The sequence below is a fragment of the Vibrio sp. 378 genome, assembly GCF_033339435.1.
Genome location: NZ_JAWOUO010000013.1, coordinates 32,954 through 53,821 on the forward strand (window position 1 = coordinate 32,954; position 20,868 = coordinate 53,821).

The 20,868-nt window shown below is 49.1% G+C and carries 16 protein-coding genes; all 16 read right to left on the minus strand.

The annotated features are described in order from the left end of the window. Positions 1–11: 11 nt before the first annotated feature. The gene (gene traC / locus R7Q48_RS19505) at positions 12–2,459 is read right to left on the minus strand and encodes a type IV secretion system protein TraC (RefSeq protein WP_160188513.1); all 2,448 of its coding nucleotides are present in this window, start codon (positions 2,457–2,459) and stop codon (positions 12–14) included. Then, positions 2,456–3,163 (minus strand): DsbC family protein, encoded by a 708-nt coding sequence (locus R7Q48_RS19510; RefSeq protein WP_160188824.1) that lies wholly within the window; start codon positions 3,161–3,163, stop codon positions 2,456–2,458. Before R7Q48_RS19510 ends, traC begins: the two co-directional genes overlap by 4 nt. 147 nt (positions 3,164–3,310) lie before the next feature. Then, a complete protein-coding gene (locus R7Q48_RS19515; protein ID WP_160188511.1) occupies positions 3,311–8,797 on the minus strand; it encodes an Ig-like domain-containing protein in 5,487 nt (1,828 codons plus the stop codon). 189 nt (positions 8,798–8,986) lie between these two features. After that, on the minus strand, positions 8,987–9,328 hold the full coding sequence (gene traA, locus R7Q48_RS19520) for a TraA family conjugative transfer protein (protein ID WP_375338874.1): 342 nt from the start codon (positions 9,326–9,328) through the stop codon (positions 8,987–8,989). Between the two features lie 54 nt (positions 9,329–9,382). After that, positions 9,383–9,955: a type IV conjugative transfer system lipoprotein TraV gene (gene traV, locus R7Q48_RS19525; protein WP_318132413.1), complete on the minus strand. Its 573-nt coding sequence runs from the start codon at positions 9,953–9,955 to the stop codon at positions 9,383–9,385. Continuing rightward, entirely contained in the window at positions 9,952–11,265 is a 1,314-nt protein-coding gene (locus R7Q48_RS19530) for a TraB/VirB10 family protein (RefSeq protein ID WP_201752488.1), read from the minus strand. The genes traV and R7Q48_RS19530 overlap by 4 nt, the downstream gene beginning before the upstream one ends. After that, complete coding sequence (locus R7Q48_RS19535) at positions 11,265–12,143, minus strand: type-F conjugative transfer system secretin TraK (RefSeq protein WP_318132414.1); 879 nt, start codon at positions 12,141–12,143, stop codon at positions 11,265–11,267. The genes R7Q48_RS19530 and R7Q48_RS19535 overlap by 1 nt, the downstream gene beginning before the upstream one ends. 22 nt (positions 12,144–12,165) lie before the next feature. After that, positions 12,166–12,789: a type IV conjugative transfer system protein TraE gene (locus R7Q48_RS19540; protein WP_252404635.1), complete on the minus strand. Its 624-nt coding sequence runs from the start codon at positions 12,787–12,789 to the stop codon at positions 12,166–12,168. Beyond that, positions 12,789–13,070, minus strand: coding sequence for a type IV conjugative transfer system protein TraL (gene traL, locus R7Q48_RS19545; protein WP_160188505.1), 282 nt, complete (start codon positions 13,068–13,070; stop codon positions 12,789–12,791). The genes R7Q48_RS19540 and traL overlap by 1 nt, the downstream gene beginning before the upstream one ends. 143 nt (positions 13,071–13,213) lie before the next feature. Further along, complete coding sequence (locus tag R7Q48_RS19550) at positions 13,214–13,534, minus strand: hypothetical protein (RefSeq protein ID WP_252404634.1); 321 nt, start codon at positions 13,532–13,534, stop codon at positions 13,214–13,216. Positions 13,535–13,548: 14 nt separating this feature from the next. Then, on the minus strand, positions 13,549–13,692 hold the full coding sequence (locus tag R7Q48_RS19555; RefSeq protein ID WP_193325702.1) for a hypothetical protein: 144 nt from the start codon (positions 13,690–13,692) through the stop codon (positions 13,549–13,551). A gap of 350 nt (positions 13,693–14,042) precedes the next feature. Next, complete coding sequence (locus tag R7Q48_RS19560) at positions 14,043–14,420, minus strand: hypothetical protein (RefSeq protein ID WP_160188504.1); 378 nt, start codon at positions 14,418–14,420, stop codon at positions 14,043–14,045. Positions 14,421–14,704: 284 nt separating this feature from the next. Further along, positions 14,705–15,334: a DUF4400 domain-containing protein gene (locus tag R7Q48_RS19565; protein WP_160188503.1), complete on the minus strand. Its 630-nt coding sequence runs from the start codon at positions 15,332–15,334 to the stop codon at positions 14,705–14,707. Then, positions 15,291–15,836 (minus strand): hypothetical protein, encoded by a 546-nt coding sequence (locus tag R7Q48_RS19570; protein WP_252404633.1) that lies wholly within the window; start codon positions 15,834–15,836, stop codon positions 15,291–15,293. Before R7Q48_RS19570 ends, R7Q48_RS19565 begins: the two co-directional genes overlap by 44 nt. A 49-nt stretch (positions 15,837–15,885) precedes the next feature. Then, positions 15,886–17,751, minus strand: coding sequence for a conjugative transfer system coupling protein TraD (traD, locus tag R7Q48_RS19575; protein WP_160188501.1), 1,866 nt, complete (start codon positions 17,749–17,751; stop codon positions 15,886–15,888). Then, on the minus strand, positions 17,748–20,723 hold the full coding sequence (gene mobH / locus R7Q48_RS19580; RefSeq protein WP_160188500.1) for a MobH family relaxase: 2,976 nt from the start codon (positions 20,721–20,723) through the stop codon (positions 17,748–17,750). The genes traD and mobH overlap by 4 nt, the downstream gene beginning before the upstream one ends. Between the last annotated feature and the right edge of the window lie 145 nt (positions 20,724–20,868).

The window sequence follows — 20,868 nt, forward strand, 5'->3', positions numbered from 1 at the left end:
AGTCTCCTTGGTTACGCTGCCTGTTGACGGCTTCGCATCACAGCCTTGATAGCCTCTGGGATGCTCAAGCCTTGTTTAACAAACTGGTCGATGGCGTTAACGTCCACCGGATCGGTCGAATAAAGCAGTTTCTGGAAGTCACCCACAATCAAGCGTCCGACCCCCATACCACTCTTCGATTTGATAAAGATTTCTGAGTACACGCCCTGAATTGTGTGTACTGTCCTTAGAGTGTGGAACCCGCCCTCTGAAAGGCTTAAACGACCGCTACGTTTAACAGATTCCACTGTTTCTTCGGTTTGACCGAGCAAGTACATGCTGGCCGAGTTCTCCGCGATGGCGCGACCCACGGCATTTTCATAGAGGTCATTGATAGACTGCGTGGCAATAACAACGGAGCCTCCGTATTTCCGAAACTTACGGTAGGCATGTTCCATAAACGTGGAAACTTCACCTTCTTTTAGTAGATCCCATGCCTCATCCACGATAACGACCTTCTTACGGCTTCGTTCACCCAGGAAGACTTCTTGCTGGATCTGGTAGATGAGCTGGAGGAGAACAACCTGACGCAGATGCTTACGACCTTGCAATTCATCAAGCTCCAGCACAGTAAACTGGTTCTGGAAGCTGACGTTGTTCTTGCGAGAGAAGTATTTCCCGTAGCTACCCTTCGACGTAAAGGCATAGAGCTGCTGACCAATATCCTTGAGGCGCAGGTCGTTTCCGTCTTCTAGACATCGTTCAGCGATGTCGTCAACCTTCATCTCTTTACCTTTCTCCTCCCACAGGCGAGAAAGGACCTGTTTCAGCGCAGAGATTTGCCATTCATCCAGCAAGCCCTTGGCCGAGGCCATTGCACACACGAGGCTGACAATCGCATCCTCTTCGTCATCGTAGTTCTGTATTAGCTCGAACGGGTTAAGACAGACGTGCGTTCCTTCTTCAAAGTGAACGAAGTCGCCATTGAGCATTTCCGATAATTTCTGGTAAGACTTACCGGCATCAATAACCCAGACCTGGGCACCTTCGGATAGGTAGGAGAAAATTAGTTCGTTTGTAAGGAACGATTTACCCGAGCCGGATTCGGCTGCAATCACAAGATTCTTGTTGGTATTGCTGTCATGAAGAGACAGACTCATGAGCTGCCCGTTGCGGGAAATCAGTGCAGCATGATAGGTCCCAGTCCCCTTCCACTCACCAAACACTGGCAGGACTACAGCAGCCTGATCAGTTGTCATGGTTTTGTAGCGGAATAGGTCTCGCACTGCATCTCGGTCGGTACAGAATGGCAGGCAGTTGAGGAACATCGGAAGAGCAACGAACTTATCTTCCATCAGCTCGAACCGAGATTCACGCCAGATATTTCGTGCGGCCATCGCTGCCGCTTCAACACGCTCTTTGGTTGGGGCAAACAAAATCACCGAGTAGGTTATCTTGACTGGTTTCGCCCCCTCTTTCATGGACTCATAGAGAGTGTCAAAACTTTCCTTTTTGTCAGCCAACACAGGCACAAATTTGAGCATTGGCCCGTAGGCTTGGTTTACCGTGAACTGGCGCTTGCGCTCCAGTGTGTTTTTTGTACTTTCCGCCTCAGGGAAAAACACATTGGTTACAACCATGTAGTTTTCTTTGATACAGGAGTTACCACCGCTGAGATCTCCCGCATAGGTCAACGCATCACCGAAGTAGAAAACGTCAGGCAATTTTTTCGCTGACATAACTTTCGCGTGGTAGTCGCCCAGTCTGATACCGTTCTTACTGACTTCCACGTCGGTGCCGTAATCGAAGATTTGCTCGCAGATGGGCTTATCTAGCTCCCAACCCACAGCGTCATGTCGCCATGAGGCATCCGGCCCCCAATTCAGGATGGTGCTCATGATCCGGATGTAATTCACCGCAGTCATAGTGCGAGGACGTAGACCAACGGTTTGAAGCGATGATTCGACCTTCGTGCGGAGCTGTGCGAGCTGCTGGAGTTCGCTTTCAGTCGGATGGCTGTTCTTGATGGGTACTTTGCACGTAACGAACAACTTGAGGTCTTGTATCAATCCATTGTCATAGGTGCCTTTGTTAGTCTTGGCAAATATGCGATCTGTCGTGTGGTGCTGGAGGAAATTGATTCGCTCCTTGATGACTGATGTCAGCAAATCGTGGCGGAAACCATCACGCAATCCCATCATCCGGTACATCTCCTGATTAATATCTGGAGAGCGAAACAGAACAAATTGGAGCGTAGTCTTCGACGGGAACTCCTGGTTCAGGAAGCCATTCATTCGCTCCTGCACTTTCTCATCGGCACCACACAGGGGCTCACACATGAAACCAAAGCCAGCACTGAGGTCATCCATAAGGAAGACATGATCGTCTTCGTCATAGGCCAAAACCGGAATAATCCCAGCAGCTCGCAAGTGCTCTGGGATCAACGTATCTGCGAGTTTCTTTTTGATGGTTATGATCATTCAGCACTCTCCAGCCATGATTTCAAGTTCTTCGGACGTCCTTTGCTGACGCGACCATCCTGTGCTACCACGAACGGAACGCCTTCAATCCCAATCAAATGGGCCGCCAGCAGCGTTTGGTCGTATTGACCGAGGTCGCAGGTTTTTTTTGAAGGTAACGAAGCCAGTGTGTTGTTCATGAACGCATCAAGCGCGTTAGTTTTGTCTTTCGCGCAGAACAAACCTTTTGCAAGGCGATTAGACTCAGCACCAAGAGCGGGGATCACGACAAATTTGAAGGTGTACTCATCGACAAGGGACGTTGATTCGTCCATGAGCTTGTGACAAACAGTACAGAGTGGATCAACAAAAACTACGACCTCTTTGTCCCCACGGCCCACTGAAATGGTGTTCAGCGTGTCTACGTCCATGCCCATGCTCTTGAAGTGAATGCGCTCTGCCGCATCGCGCATCTGGGACATCGTATTGAGTGGCTTCTTGCTCCACAGGTCATAGATTTGTCCTGAAATGACAAAGCGCCCGTTTTCGGAGAGGAACATAATCTGCCCATCACTCTGGACGGCTCGGACCTCCTTGATGGGTAGCTTTACGATGTCCTCTATCTTCGCTGCTCTGGGATCGGTAATTTCCAATTTCGATGACGCATGAGCCGTGCCGGTAATAATCCCGAACACCAGCAGCGTCCCAAAAAATTTTGCCCGCATGTCTATCCCCTAAGATTGGATTACTGGATGCTGGGCAGTGTATCTGGGGGATGGGAATAGACTCGCCTCTGTAATAGCCCAATTTGGACAACTCCAGAGCGATACAAAAAAAGCCCGGTCTAAACCGGGCTTTGAGAGGTATGAACCTTAGTTCATCGTAACAGCTTCTGATTTACCACCAGAGTCATCGACCCCAACCAGAGAGATAGTCGGCATCGTTTCATAGGTGCCCTTGCTGATAGTCACCCGCTCCGAGCTGATGCTCTGCAACTTACCAGCAATGGTCCATTCGTAGGACTTCATCCGGCCATCGGTATCTTCGCAGTTCGCATAGACAATCCAGGACCCAACGGTTTCTCGTGAGCTCACGCTACATACAGGCAACTTGTTCTCGGCCACATTAATGTTCACCTCACCCTCAGCTTCATGCCCCATCTCTGAGGTTATTTTCAGCTTGATGCTGTGCTCACCAGCGTTCAGAGTTGCTCTGCCATAGAAACCGCTGCTGTCCAACGGTTTACCATCTACCGAGTAGACACGAGTCGAAATACGGTCGCGTGGATGACCGCCAGAAATGTACGGTCGCAACAGCACATCCAGAGGTTCACGCTCGTATTTATTTGAACCAGAGTATTGTAGATCGATGGCGTATGGCTCGGCTTGGCCGATCTTGAATGGTTGCTCGATCACGGTCTCATGTCCGCGAGCATCACGGACAGTTACCTTAATGTTGTAATCTCCCGGCTCATTGATAACAAAGGACCGAGCTATATCCTGCCGCTTATCTTGGATCTCAGCACCTTCCGGCAACTCCCAGTCGTAGGTCGGTTCTTCCAGCTTGCCGTTGAAAGCAATTGGCCGCACCGACGCTGTGATCGTCGCAGGTGCCACGTCAGCACTCTTCCTAACCTGCATTCCGAAGCTCGGCCACACATACTGCCAAACACGGGATCGCAGGCTATGCGAGGCCTCCGCACCCTGATCTCGGTATCCTTCGATCCAAGTAGTGTACTTCGTTTCGATAGTGGCTTGGTTAAGGTCAGTCTCCGAAGGTGTGTATTCAGCTGTATCACCCTGCACAATCGAGCCATCAGGCAGCGTAAAGAACCCATTCAGCTTCACATCCATCCCACGGTAAGGCAGGCTAGTTTCAGCTTTGAAAACATACGTCTTACCGGTCTCAATGACTTTCGGCCCTGTCACATAAGGACGCGGGGCTTTCACTGCTCGGAAGTCAACCGCCGTTTTCGCAACTTCATAGGCATAGCCGTCATCAGCAGGTGCTGTGGCTGAACGTACACGAGCCCACAGGCGGTATCGGGTCTCTTCATCACTCGAAAGCGTGATGCTGTTCCCTGTCTGCGAATAGGTTTTGCCACCGTCAGTGGACCACTCAACAACGGCTTTGCCATCTGAGATCTGCCCATCTTTCAGCGTCAAGTTCGCAGTGTACTTGCCTTCACTTCCCACAAACAACGTAGTCGGGCCGACAATACCAATATCAGGTTTGTCATAAGCGATAACACTGACAGCTTCAGTGTACTTTTCCGCACCTGAGTTGACGTTCACCACCTTGGCTCGTACCTGGTACTCCCCCTTATCAAAAGTCTTCACAAGCTGATACTTGTATCGTTCTTCTGGGATGAATTGCTCCCAAGTTTTACCATCGTCCTTAGTGGTTTCCCACACTACCTGGCCGGTAGCACGAAGGTCCTGTCGATCCTCCAGAGACAGCTTGAACACCGCGGTGAATGGAGCTTCACCTGACAGCCTACGAGCCTGCACTCCAGCACCTATGGCACCACCACGAAGCACAGTCAAAAAGGCAGGTCTGATAGACAACTCTGTTCTGTTGTAACCTTCAACAGGACTGTCCAAAACAGCCTCAGCCGCTATGCGGATAGAGGAAGCACCAACGTCAGACAAATCAACCGAAAACTGAGCTTCACCGTTCGATGCTTCCGCATAATCAGTGAGAGCAACAGTCTCGTTGTAGGCTTTTTGCTGGATCAGGCGTACTTTCCACACCCCCATTGTGTTGGCGTCATAGTCACCATCAGGCTTGTACTGATCTCGAATGAGGACCCGAACCGGCAATGCCTGGGTATCAATCGCGGTATCACCTTTAACTTCAACGATAGGACGGATGCTATCAGAAGGTGCTGCGATAGTTCGGTAGACAGCCTCCGTTTTCACATCAGGGACCTTGTTGTACGCCGCATTCACTTTGTAAGTAGTCTCCTCCCACAAGGCTCGCTTATCTGTATTGATTCGGCGATACACCTTATTGGTGGCTCCCCAACCTGGAGTGAAAGTTTCAGACTCTAGGACATCAGAGTTGCGCGAGATGGTAATATCCAGATCAGCCCGTTCTGAGTTGATAATGGCATCACCCAGGTAGTTACCTGTCATCGGCACCATATAGATGTTGTCTTTGAAGTTGTATTTAGATGACAGTTCAACGGTCGGAGCTGGTGGGTCAACAGCTTCAATGTTGAACGTCTGGTCGTTTAACGTCACCCGCGTACCATTACGGGTGAAAATACTTACCCGCCAGCCCAGTGAATGATCGCCATTGGAGGCCAATGAGCCTGAAAGCGAAGGCGCTTCCGAGTGCTGATCTTGGAGTAATCCATCAGGGATCTGCTGCCACTCAAACAGACAGGTTCTGCTAGCACTCCCCACCACTTTATTTGCAGCCTCTTTTTTCGCACGGTCTGCGCTGATGGTTATAGAACAATCTGGCCCCTTGCTCTGCTTGAAGTTCACATCAAAGTTTTCAATGACGCGATTCACTTGAGCAATGTCATCCATTGGGGTGTAGCCGACGGAACCATAGGCTGTAGTTACAGTCAGGTTCTGTGAACCTGAGCCAACTTTCACTTTAGAACCGTCGCCACTGAACAGATATAAGCTGTATTCAACAGGTTGTTCACCAACACTTACAGCTTGTCCCACCAGCCCAGCGACCTTCATGCCGTTGGTTTCTTGGGTAGTTTGTTCAGCCTCATCCGGTGTTCTGTCCCACTGGAGCAAACATACGGGGTCACGAATCGGGTCTGCGGCCATAGCAACATCTACCTTCGTCGTGAACCGGCAAGGAACCCCTGTTTCTGGCAAAGCATAGATTTTCACCGGGTCGATAACTTGGCGAATGGTCCATGACTCAGCAGAGAGTTTAGCAGTCCCTTTCCAAGTATTAACGTCCACTACGAGGATTGGAGAGTTAGGCGCGGAGGTCATAACTAGAAGACTGGATGAACCGATCACATCAGGTACAGCCGGTTTGACGGGAATACTTAAACGCCCCCCTGACGCACCAAAATCATGTTGGCTCATGATTCCCATTGTCTGACCCGGCTCGATACGCACCCCATTCACCACCAGTGGAACTTTCGCATCAGAACGTAGGGTCGCAAACACGTCGTATGAACCTGTCACGACAGCTCCATCACTGAGCGTAAGCGGCTCCGTCTCGATGATCCGCCTGCCATCTGCATGAACAAATTCATGAGTGACAGCAGGGACCATGATCTTGCCATCCATCCCATCAGCCAGCATTACCTGCCGAGGTTTGTACTCGAAGCTAACCGCCTTTTGAACCACGTTGCCTTGTCCGTCCGCGCCAGAAACAGTCAGCGTGTAAGATTCCCCTTCCTTCAACGACGGGAACATTACTGGGTACTCAAGACGGAATCGCCCTTTCGATTCTTCACGCCAGGATAATTGAACTTTGTCATTGGCCGGACCTCCAACGAGGCCAATAGAGGTCAACTTAGGCGACGAATCAACAGCATCAGCCAAGTTAATGACTACATCGTCCAGACTCTGAATCGCAGCACCATCTGCCACACTGATCGTCAATGTTGGTGGTGTTCTATCGGACGTAATCTGGAACATAGGTTGCCGAGTTAAAGGCCCGTGCATTTCCTCTGCTGCGGCAACAAGATTGTATTGCCCCTCAGGGAGCGTTTTTAGGTCCCACTGGTAAGTATAGTTCTCCCAGTTATTGGCGATTAACCCACCGCTCGGAGACAGCTTATTGCCCTTGCTATCTTCGATCCAAGCACCTTTCAGACGCAGCCGATCAAAGTAAGCGCCTCGTCCAGGTTGGTTAACGAATAAAGTGAATACTTTATTGCTTTGGTCATACTGTTGGCTTAACTGTGGGTAATGCTGATCATTCCAGTGAAGCTCTGCCCAAAGAGGATTTGAGCGAAGAGACTTATCCGGATTGAATACTGTCACGTTATCGTGGATATACCCTGTCGTTCCTTTTGCCATTGTGAAACTGTTAGCAATAACACAACTATCTTGACCAACAGGGATCTGACATGTGCCTCGATGCTCAACCGTTTGCACATATGGTCTAGGTTCAACCTTAACTCGAATGCCATTAATGTTTATTGGTAGCTTAGAATTGCTAACCCAATAACGGTGCATTGTTGACCAACCAATGTCACTGTAGTTGTAATCCACACTTAACAGTTTCGGGCTTTGTGGCGCGGAAGGTGACAACGTTAGATTGTAAGAGACATATCCGCCCCCCCAATCTCCGAAGTTTACCCACCGCCAATAGTTTCCATCCGTGTGCCCATATGGCGATGTTGTTACAAGATAAACATATTCACCATCTTCACCGACTTTTGTCATTTCACCCAATGCGTTATACATGTTGATACCGCCTTGGCGATATTCATGCCAGTTGTTACGCGGAACTCGCCACGCCAACTTAATCGGGTTAGTTTTAACAGTCATTCCATCTTTATAGGCAACAAATCCAGATAACCCAGGGCCTAATGTACTTGAACTGGCAGGGTCATAGACACCAAATGGTAAAGACGGTCCATTTGTTACGTTGTCAAACATCACCTTTTGCCGTGGTGAAAGGTAACTATTCCCTGCGCTATCACTTAATTGGATCTGTAGTGTGAATACCTCATCCAAATCAGACTCTGGGAAAAAACCACGTTCAAAGTCTTGTCTGGCTTGTTTGTTGGCATCATCGTAGTTAACTGATACATCTTTGTAGAGCGAACCATCTTGCCGGTACAGCTTAGCTTGTACCTCTTTAATTGGAGAGTCATCAGAGATGCCTGAAATTAAAAAGGCATTCTCCTCAGATCCCCCGATGCCGAGCTTCCACACATCACCACTAATAACTTGTCCATATGTATCATAGATTGGCGCAAACGAGGTGTACGCGGGAGGGGTCACATCTACTGTCAGAGGATATTCATCGGCCTGAACGGTAGAACCGTCAGATGCAAGAATTTCTGCTCTGATTTTATATGCTCCAGCAGCAGGAGCCGCTAGTTGAAGTTCCGCACCATAGTAAGACTTTCCATCCACTGTGATGCGATCCGTTGCACCAAGAAGGTGGCTGGTCGCTGTAGAAACCACTGAGCCATCAGACCGATGCACCGAGATTTTGACCTTTCGGTCAATACCGGCGCTCAAGGCAAACGAAATGTTGCCCACGGGGTTGGCATAGTTGGCATTCGGAGACAGAGACCGTTGAGTACCATTTGGAGCCTTGAAGGTATATTCCAGCAACTCTGCATGAGCAGCACTAGCGGTAATAACCGCCAGAGCGCCAAGCAACGCCGGAAGTTTAGGCTTGAATTTGATCATCGCATTCTCCATTAGTTTTGAGTTACAAGAACCCAATGCTGGAGATTACGGGAAGGAGTGCATAAACATGGGCTGTGAAAGTGCCCTTTTTGAGCAAATGAGGTAAGAATTGAAATTTGTTACGAACAAAAAAATATGGGCAGCTTTCTAGCTGCCCATATCAATCAATCATTCTCGACGAAAAGAGTTTTACAAACTCAAACCATTGCTGAGTTGCACAACCGTCGAAGTAACCTTATCTGCATGTTCTAATGTGGCTGACATGATGGACTCTACCACGGTCGGAGAGTTGTACAGGCCCATACCGCCACCGATACCCATAGCAAAAGCCATGAGACTTTGACGAGCGATACCGCCGACAACACCAACCAATATCATCGAACCTGCCACGATTCGCCCCAAAGTACCTTGGGTCCAATCTTTGAGAGTTACCCATACGTCGTCAAACGCTGTACCACCAGTACCAGCATGTGCCTGATCAGGCATAAGCAGAAGGGCCACGACCATCAACCCCATGAAGAGGAAGAGCATTTTATTTTTACTTGAGGCATTCGCCAACTGATTCACGTTCATTAAGAACATCTCCTATTTAGTTGTTTCAGACTTCGGTTCGTGTGCTACCGTTTGCAGCGGTCTCAAAACTGGCTCACTTTGCGGAGCGCCATCCCCAATTACCCACCTGCGAGGCTCTATTTCGGTGTAGACATACCCTGTCACAATGAGATCACCATTGGTGTCCTCCCAAGGGGCTACCCAAATCCGCATAACTTGAGCCGGAGTGCGAATTGGAATTGGGCGATCCGGAAGACGTGGTGCGACATAATTGTCGATAACCGAATCCCCGGAGTTAGATGAGTTCACTGAAACATCAGAGGAACCTCCGCCATTCGCTTTAGCCTCGACTTCCCCAGGCTTCATTGGACGAGGGACATTTCCGTCATTAGTTGCGGCGTAAACGTCACTCGCTGACATACACTGAACACCATTCGGCATTCCCGGACAGCTATACTCATCGCTACCGATGTTGAGCGCGGAACAACCCGACAGAACAAGAAGAATTGCTCCCACCCCCAAAATCTTTGAGGATTTTACTGCCCGTTCCTTTTTAGCCTTGCCTCTGGAACTGCCCTTTCTGGTCAAAATGTTCAAATTTTTCATTTAGTAGCACCTCCAGTGGAACGAATTTGTAGCTTGGTTCCCTTTGTCACAATGACGTCAATTTGACGACCTGCATCGACCTCGATCACAGGGAAGATGCCTTCGGCCATGTCGATGTAAAATTGAGCAATGCGATCCAGCGCTTTACTCGCACCCTTCACCGCAGCCCCCTGCAACATTTGGTCTGAGAAAACAGATTGATACTGTGTGCTTGAGCCAGGGTTAGTGTTAATCACAGGAACAGGATTGACATCAAAGGCATCAGACACACCACCGAGGAATCCAGCCATCAGGCTCTTGGCAATAATCTGTCCTTGCTTCGATACAACGCGGCCTCGAATACCTGCCTTTCCGTCCTCACCCACCGCATAAGAGTCAAGTCTCGCTTCAATTACCCCGCCATCCTCCCTGACACAAGAGAATGTCTCCCCGCGTAGGTATGCCCGTTCAGAGCTAAGGTCCCCATAGCCAGAAACAACCAAGAAGCACTCTCTAACATCTGCACGGAAGCGATTAGGCAATATGGCTTCCTTTTGAATCCGAAGCGTTGAAGGGAATGGATCTCGTCGAGCTCCTTGGGAAGTCGGTGCATCCATACCGTTGATAAGCACACCAGTCAGAATGGAGCCTGATGGCAGATAGAGGGAGTCATCATTTTTGTCGTCTTTCACTTCTACTTCTGGAGCCTTCTGTGAGTAGCTCACAATCTGGATGCTAGGCTTTGCGGCATCACGGCCATCACCTTTCCCAGCGGCAGGAACTCCACCCTTCGAGTCTGGGAGCGGTGCTTCTCTAAAAAATGATGCCGGATCTTTGTAATCCAACTTTTTCTCTACAAACTGACCATCGCTGCTAGATGTGCCATTAGCATCGGCTCTGGCATCCCCTGATGGTGAAGCTGTTTTTCCCCCAGAAGCACCATTCTCAACCTTCTTAGCAAGCTCCATATTTTTTTGAGTTAGGAGATCAAGGTCTTGGCGTAGACGAGAAATCTCTTTCCCAACATCACTGGATCTCCCGGCTGTATCCTTCGTTGTCTCCAGCTCTTTTTTAACTCTCTCCAGTTCTTTTTTCAGATCCGAATTTTCACGAGACACCATCTTCACATCGGCAGAAAGCGAATCTATTCCGATCTCACGGGTGTTTTTGTCAGTCAGGACATGCTTGATTGTTTCTTGCCGACCGCGCTTGTCTTCTTTTTTAGGTTCTCCAGAGAACATTGTTACAACAGCAAAAAGAATGAATACGCCACCAGCAATAGATACCCAACGCTTAGTGTTGGGATCTAACTGCGTCCAAAACCGCTTAATCATTGGGCACCTCCTAGCAGCGATGGTCGCTTAGAAATAGGTGCGATGCCGCTCTTTTGCTTCTTAGCTACATAGAGTTCCGTCTTCTGACCAGGCTCAAGCACGTTAAGCGGCCATGTAGTTACCCCTGCGACATCCCAGCCCCCACACAAGGCCTCTTTGAACTCGATAGGCTGATCTGAAACATTCTGAGCCACACCAATGAATACACTCAGGTTGTGGCCCATCATGTATTGCCCCTTACTGAAATCAATCTTCATTCCCGGATGCGCACAGCTAGGCACGGCTACGCCAGTAGGGATACGGTTCATCGTGTAACCTTGCGGTATTTCACCAAGGGCAATCTTACGAAATACTGTACGGATTGTTTCAACATAAGGCTGACTCTGCTCCCAAGCCTCCGCCTTGGAATTAGCAAATGTCCCGCTGATTCCCATCCCCCCATTAAGTTTGAGAAATACTTCTCTCGGTGGAATCCGACGAGGAAACATCGTTAGACTTAGCGCTTGAGCTTCTGAGCCTTTCTCCGTAATGAACATCGTCACGGGATATTGTTTATCCGTAGCAACATAAACCACGTTTTCTTTGATACAAATCTCCCCACATTGGCCGGTATCACTTACTCCAGTCAGCGAAGTGGAGATAACCTCCGGATTGCTGAACGGTGTTACAACACGATTCGGATGCCCAATTGCAATAGGGATTATTTGGTTCATACCTGGTTTCATCGTCAGCACAGGATTTTCATTCACACTTCCCATGACTTGATTGGTGCCTTGACCGGACATAACAGGTGCTGGAACGTCTTTTTTCATAACACTAGCTGGCACAACAGGGATGCCATCCGAGGCATAACCCATTGATGTTACGAGCGCCAAGGACAGCGCCAGGAACGAAAATTTAGCGTTGTTCTTCATGCTTTCTCCGGTTCTCTTCTTTGCGCTGGAGTTGCTCCAAAACAGTTTTGGTGCGTGGCTTACCTACATAGGTGTCGATGTGTTCCAGCACTGGTGCGTAGTTTGAAATCTTGATGCCGAACTCGTAGGAGCGTTCACTTCGCTCCTCGTTAGAAGAAGCCCCTTTGACATAGGAATATCCGTAGACAAATACCTTGTCGCTCTTGGGTTCGTACTCAACAAAACGCGGCTCAAACCGCATGGTTACGCGGTCGTTCTTAATCTGTTGAGCCTGAATTTCAATAGCATCAATCACCTCCTGATAGATGCTCGGGGAGAGAAGCGGGGTGATCCGTTCCTTCACAAAGTCCACTGTTCCGGGCGTTACGTTGCCAAGGAGCTGAGCAAAAGCAAAACCCCAAGCCTCTTTATAGGACTGAGCAGCGTTATTTTTCGTAACCCAGGCTTCTTCCGTGAGCGTGAAAGGCTGGATAGTGACGATTGTTTCCTTGCGGAATAGCTGAATCACCAGCATGAAAACGATAGCGACAAGCCCCCCAATGAAGATTCGTCCCCACTTATTTTCTGCTTGGGTCCCTTCCCAGGTCTTGAGATACTTTTTCCACATCAAGGCAAATACCTCCGGATAAACGGGTTTTTGAGAGATTTGGCCTTGGTCATGATGAACCCGGACCAGTAAATCATGTGGAGCAGGTATCCATCCGGATGGTTATCCCTGAATCGGCGATAAAGGTTAGTTACAAGCAACCCTCCCAGAAAACAGATCAGGGCCTTACCGATGATGACTCCTATCGTTAACCCCAAAAGCATCGGGGCCAGCTCATCTGCGCTCCATAACAGCAAATGCGGGGGCTCATCGACCCGGCGCGGTATCTTTACAGGCTTCATAGCAACCCTCTTCTTTTCCTAATGGCCTGTATTCTCATTCAGGGGCACAGATTTTCTGCCACGGCTTCGCGCCCTTTTCGGGCACTTCCAGCGACAAATAAAAAAGGCGGCCTAAGCCGCCTCTTTTGCATTTACTGGATTAGTTATTGATTTTGAGACGCCGCCTCCGAGTGCTTTTCCAAATCCAAAACGCTAGCTGCATTGGATTTAAACTTGAACATGACACTGTACACAGCCAGCAAGAAGAAACTGAGGATACCCCAGTAGCTCAGAACCATAACCAGAGTCTGGGCTGGGTCACTTGCCACGCTGTTAGCCGTATCAACAGCCAACTTAACCCATTCACCCCAGTCAAAACCTGCCGCAAAAACAGACAACCAAAATGCAGCCGCCACGGGCACGATAAAGATGCACATCAGTACCGCATTCATCAGAAACCAAAAAAAACGCTTATTTACACTCACGTCCCTCACCCCCCTTAACCAAGAAAATTGTATGTAAGTTCCAGGCCGATTCCTGCAACAAAGCCGATAGCAAACATCACCTGCCAGACACGAAATTGCCAAGAGACTAATGAATCAGATGTGCTTTCGCTTTTTCTGACGTTAGTTTGTGCGGACATATCCCCTCCAAATAACTTGTCATCAGCTCAGAACAATCATCTCTTAATTGAACAATGCAGGCACAGTGCTGTTGCGGCCCATTTTGGGCACCTTGAGGAGATTTAGCGTGGAGGGAAGAAAAGAGGGACAAAGAAACTTTCACATGTGAAAGTTTAATAGCAGCCAATGGCTGCTATTTCACATCGTTCAGAGGTCCCACAGTTTCCGACATACAGTTCACCAAAAAAGAGGAACAAAAAACTTTCACATGTGAAAGTTCAATAGCAGCCAATGGCCGCTATTTCACATTGTTCAGTGGCCTCAGTGTTTCCGACATACAGCTCACCAAAAAAGAAATCGCTTTCGCTCATTATGCCTTACCCACTTTAACTGCTTGCTGAGTCAACCTGACCCAGTTCAACGAGTTTTCACAATCAATATGGGTAGCTGCGGCTCCTACCACAGTTTTATAGGCCTCTCCACCAGCTGCCGTGTGTACCGCCAACATAAACCAAAACATAGGATCACTTTGCATGGTGCCTATCATCATTGTACTGGAGGTGTCTTTGAGCTGGCAGTTTTCAACCCGAAGGTTAAGTACATCTTTTGCTACCATTTCACAGTCAGGACATACTGACTCAAGGTTCTCGAACTTTGCATCAGTATTGAGTGCATCAGGAGACGCGATGGCAGTGCAAGCCATAAACAGCCCCAGAGCCAGCAGTTGGAATTTATTGATTACTTTCATAGATCTTCCCTATATCGTCCCAATTTCGTTTAGGTAGAAGTACAGTGGCCCAGTGACGGACCTGAGTTCAGTAGTTACTTGCTTTACTCATGAACAAATATTCTGTTTGAAAAGGTTGTGGTATCCATACATTGCTGAGCGAGTGAAAACTGAAAAGATAATGAGGGTAATGGCCGTACCAGCGCCCCACCCGCTCACAAACGGAAAGAAAAATCTTAATACGTCAGAGATAGGTTCTGGCTCAACTAAGCGGCATACCACCAGCGTCCAGAACCACATCATCCCTACACCCGCTTTTGAAGGTTGCCAAATGTCAGGCCAACTAGGACGCAGCACGTCATCATTGTCATCGGAATTACAATCGGATCGAGCGCCATAGGGATGAAGAACGCGATGAACAATCCTGTCATCAGGTACACCGTTCCACGAACGCTATAACGATGTATTATCGGGCTCGCATAATCGAAGTTGGTCCGCTTAATTCGCCATGTCATCATGCCGTCATATACCGCAGGTACGAACAGGATAAGCATATAGGGAGCCCACGCGGCTAACAGTGCCAACCGGGTGTAGAACTGGTAAATGACGTTTACAAGGGCTTCCATGCGACCTTTTACCCACACAAACCAGTCCTTGCCCATGTCCTGCATCCCCTTAGATTTCTGACGTTCCTCGTCTGATGGGATCAGAGTGTGGTGCATACCCTCATAGAAACCTGAATCAATAACGCTCGACCTGAACCAGGTAGATGCTTTGCTCTGTATCCAGTCTCTGGCTTCGAGTCCAAGACTCTGTTCCACCAGCTCAGATTCCCTTTTGATGGCCCTATCGGTCCAGTCTCCAGGAATCAGCAGTAATATCACTAACAACTCAATGGCTAGCAGCCATACGACCAGCAACCACGGCTTGTTCATAGTCGGTTCTCCTTAAAACAGTTTTCACACTCTCACAGGTGATAAGCTCATACAGCAAGCCACGCAAAGTGATCTCATCCTCATGGGGCTGCGGGTTAATGGATAGTTCTCCTGGGTGGGAAGAAAGCCACAATGAGAACGATTCACCTGAATCGACTGACCATGAATTACCGCTACTATCGACAATTTGCACTTCCAACGCTCGGCAAGTTTCAGTGATCAGGGTTTCCAGAAATGCGCCAATTCTTGCCGGGTCTTCATACTTCTCTCTATGCTCATGAAACACGAGCTGGCTATAGCGATGCAGAGCTTCCTCAATGATCGGGTAAATCACAGGCTCCTGATTAGCCTTAATCCCATCAGTGATGTAGCAGCTCAGCTTCTCGATGATGACCTCCGATGCAGGCCAGTCGAATTGAAGGATACTCAGGATGTGAGCATTCTTGCGGCCACGACTTTTCAATTCATTCATAACCCTGTTAAAAGGGTTCATATCGACCATGATGGCTACCTCGTAATCTCTATACTTTTTGTTACACATAGCTCTGCTCTTATTGGGTCAATATGGGCAAACGGCCTTTTACGATTGTTCCGCCTGAAATCTTGGCTATGTATTCAAGGTTCGGAAGCATCCCTAGCAACTGGGCAGGGAACAGATCCGCTTCCTCTTCCATCAAACGCTCACCTTGGTTGCCTCCGTGCATAATGGGCTCCTTACCATCCGTATTTTGACCTTGAGTCCGCATGACGTACTTGAGCCGGGTCTTCGGCAGGTTATCTGCAATATATTCTTGGGTTTCACCATCGACGATACGCAGAGCAAAAGTGTTGTTAATGTTCCCCAACACTTGGAGCGCTTTGTCTTTGCTGCCCAGTCGGGCTGCAAAATCGGCAAAAGTCTGAGTTGCAACGAAGAGACGAAGTTTCGCACCACGACCTTTATTCAGGAGCTGAATAAATGGGTCATTGATGACCTCAGCCGCCTCGTCCACAAAGATGTTTACGGGTCTGTTGTTGACGCCGTAGTTGTATCTGTCACCAGCAACCGCTGTTAGGTCTGACAGGAAAATGGACCCCATAGCACTACCAACCATATTGTCGGTCAGAGAGTCGAGTCCCAGATAAGCTACTTGAGCGTTGTTGATGATTTTTGCGGAGTCGGTGATCTGACGTTCATCGCTCAGATCAGAGGAGTCTGGAGACAACAGAGGGCCGAGCTCCCCTGACGTCAGCATATTCATGATCGGCAGAAGATTCGCCACCATCTTGGAGAAGTGAGTTTGGTCATGCTGGAACATCGACAGCAACCCTTCCAAGTCAGAGTTCGGGTGCTCCGGCTGGATGATGTCGTAGTAGAACTTCATCAATGCGAAAGCGATCTTCTCACGCGAACCATTTTTGACTTTCTCCAAGTAGGGCGCAGACTCAGCCTCCCAATCAGGCATCACTCGCTCGGAGTAGGCCTGAACTGCCTTGATAACAAGGCCAGCAGCACCACCTTCAAGAAAGCGACGGAGTTTTGTCAGGTTGGGACGGTCATGAGTGATAATCAAACCTTGAGCGATGTTGTTCAGTGCTTGCCAACCAAATGACTTGAACGGGTCAGCCCCAGCTTCGGACGGGATCAGCGCGGCCAAGCGGCTTGCTATTTCAGTTACACGAGTGAAGTTACGCAAAGGGTCGATACGCACCGACTCTTCTGGGAATGCAGGGTGAAATGATACGAACCTTTCCGGTTGCCCCATAGCTTCACAGGCACGACGGGCATTGTCTCGCATCTCCTTATCCCCTTTCGGGTCTATGATAATTACAGCTTCACCACGCAGAATGGCCTGAGAGATCAGAATGTCGAACATACGGGTCTTGCCCGAGCCTGTGGTTCCAACGATCAGCGAATGTCCCTCGGTGTGTTTGAGTGGCTGCATCAGCTTCTGTTCTTTTGGCTCTACCCCGTGAATCCAAGGCTGACCGATAGGTAGTTCCTTTTTCTTACCCTGTATCTTCTGGACAACCTTTTTGACCGTAGACTCTTTGCCTACGATGGAAGTCCAATCACGTTTCAGGATTTCAAACACGCGCTGGGCATGGCGGTTCTCCCATAGAAATCCACTACCAAGCCACATGTCTTCCGGCGTGTCCTTGATGTACTTATGGAGCTCAGCGATGGATATGAACTCCAAGTCACGTCCTCTCAAATGCTTTTGGAGTAGGTGAAGTCTGATAGCCTTAGGCAAACGAGCTATTGCCATTACGCCGCAAATCCCCGTCATCCAATAGAATGGCTCTGGAGGCATCGAGCTAACTTGCTCTACAACCAACGCAGCACCGGAGGCAGCAAGCCAACCTGTTACAGCATTTTTTTCATAGTTAGGCCGCCACGGCATCTCATAGGCGAGAGAGTCATAACTTATGGTCATGCTTTATTTACCTCTAAATACAATTTTCCCTGACGTTTCTTGAGCAAAGGACGCCTTTGTGCTCTGCTCAGTAATCCACAGAGGATATGCGTGCTGATCCCAACGTTTTCCCCAGAAATCATGTCAAAGGCTTTGGCACTGGTCACTAAACAACCGTCCTCTTCCAAGACCGGTGTAACGAGCCATCTTCCTGAGCGTTTTTGAATCATATCCTTGAGCATCTGGATCGCTTTTTCAGCGGTAACACCTGACGGCAAGAAATCTTCCTCGTTGATGTCTTTCGGGTTTGTTTTCGCCTTAGGCGGCTCAAATTCCCTAATCTCTAGCTCTTCCCTTTCTCGCACCTCGACGTGTCCTAGTTCCTTTTCACGCTCAACCTTAGGCTCAAGAACCGTAGGCAGAACATCTCGCTTGGGAAGGCGAGCTACATTTTGTTTTTCCTCGACCGGCTTGCATTTCTGCTCTTCAATCGCAGCTGCATCAGTTTTATTCTCATTTGGTTTCGACTGTTGCAGAGCGGCCTTACCTTTCGGCTTTTGTCCCGGCGAGGCTTTTCCTGTATCAATCTCTTGTTTCTGCTGTTGTGGTTTTTTCCGACTCTGTTGTTTCGAGGCAGACTTGTTGTTGCTTGCATCCGAGCCAAGGGGAGAGGCAAACTTAAAGGCGTCTTGGTATCCACCCATTGAAGCCTCAACATCCTTAATGGCCGCCACAACAGCATCTGAAAGCTGTTCCACTAGCACAATTGCTTTGACGCCGCTGAAATCGCGAACTTTTCGACCAGGCATAATCGGATCAGGGACAATCGCGTTAGCGTGGAACAGCTTCGAGAGAACTTCTGACGGCACACCCAACGCCCGAGCCCCTTCTGGGTACAAGATAACCGCCCGCCCCTTCATAAGGCATAGAACCTCGCCCAACGTCACTCGCCCTTCCAAAACAGGCATAATGGCTTGTTCAAGCAACGGTGATGCCTCCCCGTATCCAGCCAACATCTCAACAAGAACGGTCTTTGCATCTTTCTCATGCAAATTAGGTTTGTCCGTATGTGACATGTCTGATTCGAGTGTTATTTGCTCTGGTACATCACTCAGCATCGGGAGCGGCTCAATTACCCACGATGGAGGTTCATCAGAATCACCGAGCGCAGGGAAATCATCCCATTGCGGGAAGTTTTGTTCTTGTGGAGCGAAGTCCTGTTTTTGTTGCTCTTCTTGCGTTTCGAGCGCTGTCGCATCAGGGATTACAGGTTTTGTTTCGTCAGTGTCGGTCGTTTCTGCCGATACATTGAATGCGTCAAATGGGAAATCGATGTCTCCCAATCCTCCGCCAACATCCTTGAGCCCTTGTAACGGATTGTCATTAGCCAGTGGGGGGGCATTTTTAGCTATGTCCTGAGGTGACAAATCTTCTTTTGTCTCTGGTTTCTGGATTTGTTTCTCTGTATCACTCTTCGGTGTGGCTTTTCCCTGTTTACTCTGCTGCTTGCCCTTCTTGCTAACGTCAGGTTTAGGCAATTCAGTTGCTCCTGAATCCTCTTGCTTTGGCTTCTCTTCGACTGTATTTGAGGTGCTTTTCAGCATCTCCATCGCATCACCAAAGCCAAGACCAGCAAGAGCCTTCTCTGCTTCCAGCTCTGCGGCCAGCATGTCATCATTCAGAGCGGCTTGCTCTTCCTCTTGAGCTTCATCAACCTCCTCTGGATCAACAAACTCAATCTCAGCATCCTCAACATCACCAACTACTTCCGCAGCCACAGCTACAGGAGGCTCACTGGTAAACACTAGGTCGTTTGATTCGAGACGGAGCATTAAGATCTTCACCGAACCAGCCGCTTCCTGGAGCATCTCAGGCATAACTTCCCAGTAGCGGTAGTAGGCTCGCTCCCCCTTCTCCTGCACCGTATTTGGTACAGCAAAACCGCGCTCGATGAGAATGTCGGCCAACGTGTCTGGGTCTCGTGGAATACCGGGGATCTTGTCGTGACTGATCAAGCTGTAGAGGTCGCCAAGTTGTTTCCACGCGATGAATACACCTTGGTTCAGGTGCCAGACTTTCGCGCCAGGCTCATTGACCTTCCATTTTCCGGTTTTAACCAGACGGCGGATGGCATCAAACACGTACCGCTCGACAGGCACTCCATAGGAGAACTCGTCCACATCGAGGCGACTTTGGCGAAGGTCCCGAGTGACACTCTCTTTGTCAGCACGAAGCATCAGCTTGGTCACTGGCTGATTAACACTGGTTCCAGAGATCGCTTCTAACATCGCCTCCATGATGGACGGGCCAGACTTAGACAGAAACTCCCGAGTCTCAGCTGGAATAATTCGATCCACCGCCAGCAGCGAGAATTGCTCGTGTCTTTTGTGTCGCTTATCGCGCCACCGGATAAAGTAACGGTCTATTTTGTGTCGATGAGCCCAATCATGAAGAGACTCCGAATACGGATTCCATGTGATTGACCCGTCTTTGTCCGTAATGGACACATCTGAGAGCGGTTTCCCCACATCATGCAGCAGTCCAGAGAAACAGCTCGCCAGCCTCCAACGCGGCTCATTATCACGGCGCTCCCGAGGAGTTCCCTCAATGGAGAAGATAACTGACTCAGAGGCCTGAGCTGCCCAAAAGGCCACTTCAAGCCCATGTCGGAATAAACCACCAGCGCCACGATGATGGTGTGATTCGGAAGCTGGTAACAGGTGAACAAACGCGGCATACCGCTGGATAACCGGCAAAACAAGCCGGTTGAAGTCGTCCACAGTGAAACCTAGAGAGTTCCGCACTTTCTCAATTAATTCGGCTTGGGTTGCCAGTATCTTGTCTAGTGGGGCCACTGGCAGCCCCTTGGCAAAAGGTGGGTATCGAGGGATTTCTTCATCTTCCACGTCTTTAAGCGGCAAAACTCTGGCGCTTGGCGCGGTATCGATCAGTCCACTTCGCCCACCAAATAACTTACTCAGGGCTTTCAACATGTAGGTTGACCATATTCCTGTCGTATTTCTCGTCGCTATATGCTCTCAAAACACCTTTAGATTACTCGCACGGCTATCTGTCCAATTTGGGCAGTTTGAGGAGCCAGCTTTCCATCCCCCCCCTTTTAGAATGGGCTCATCGACA